The organism is Planococcus sp. CAU13 (assembly GCF_000775575.1).
Classification (GTDB): Bacteria; Bacillota; Bacilli; order Bacillales_A; family Planococcaceae; genus Planococcus.
In genome coordinates this window covers 1-216 of sequence record NZ_JRGN01000108.1, presented here as the reverse complement: position 1 = coordinate 216, position 216 = coordinate 1, and the positions used below count along the sequence as shown (strand labels likewise).

At 48.1% G+C, this 216-nt stretch carries 1 protein-coding gene; it reads left to right on the top strand.

From position 1 onward, the window contains the following. The coding region (locus KW93_RS04700) for a hypothetical protein (protein WP_161787026.1) at positions 1–216 on the top strand (216 nt) is incomplete at both ends.

Below are 216 nucleotides of genomic sequence, written 5' to 3'. Positions count from 1 at the left end.
GGCAATGGCAATGGTAACGGTAATGGAAATGGTAACGGTAATGGAAATGGTGGAGAAGACGGTGAAGATGGTGAAGATTCTCCTGATGCCGCTGGAAACTCTGATGATTCGAACAACGGTGGAGCAAGTGGAGCTTCCGTCCCTCCAGCAAATGGTAATGGTAATGGAAACAATGGCAACGGCAATAACGGTAATGGCAATGGCAACGGTAATGGC